The sequence below is a fragment of the Streptococcus sp. k-628 genome, assembly GCF_013277475.1.
In the GTDB taxonomy this organism is placed as follows: Bacteria; Bacillota; Bacilli; order Lactobacillales; family Streptococcaceae; genus Streptococcus.
The window spans coordinates 1-566 of record NZ_VMMZ01000126.1 but is presented as its reverse complement, the minus strand read 5'-3'; the positions used below and the strand labels follow the sequence as shown (position 1 = coordinate 566).

1 protein-coding gene is annotated in these 566 nt (G+C 40.8%); it reads right to left on the bottom strand.

The annotated features are described in order from the left end of the window. Positions 1 to 69: 69 nt before the first annotated feature. The gene (greA, locus tag HT730_RS10335; protein ID WP_000818760.1) at positions 70 to 552 is read right to left on the bottom strand and encodes a transcription elongation factor GreA; all 483 of its coding nucleotides are present in this window, start codon (positions 550 to 552) and stop codon (positions 70 to 72) included. Positions 553 to 566 lie beyond the last annotated feature (14 nt).

The window sequence follows — 566 nt, the reverse complement described above, 5'->3', positions numbered from 1 at the left end:
TTTTCGAAGAGTAGCAAAATGGAAAAAGGAGTGAGTGAAGCGCACAGCCTCCCCACTCCTTTTTTGTTTTTAGGCTGTTTTTTCAACCTTCAAGATTTTTACATCATAGCTACCAACAGGTGTTTCAATGGTTGCTGTGTCACCTGTTTTCTTGCCAATCAAGGCTTGTCCAATTGGGCTTTCATTTGAAACTTTACCTGCAAAGGCATCCGCACCAGCTGAACCTACGATAATATAAACTTCTTCTTCGTCCTCACCAATTTCTTGGATGGTGACTGTTTTACCAATCGCTACTTCGTCTTGGGCAACTGCGTCGCTATTGACGATTTCAGCATAGCGGATTTTTGTTTCCAAGCTAGAGATTTGTCCTTCAACAAAGGCTTGTTCATCCTTAGCTGCTTCGTACTCACTGTTTTCTGAAAGGTCACCGTATGAACGGGCAATCTTAATGCGTTCTACCACTTCTGGTCGACGAACTAATTTCAATTCTTCTAATTCTTTTTCAAGTTTTTCCTTTTCCTCAAGGGTCATAGGATATGTTTTTTCTGCCATTTTTCTCAACTTTC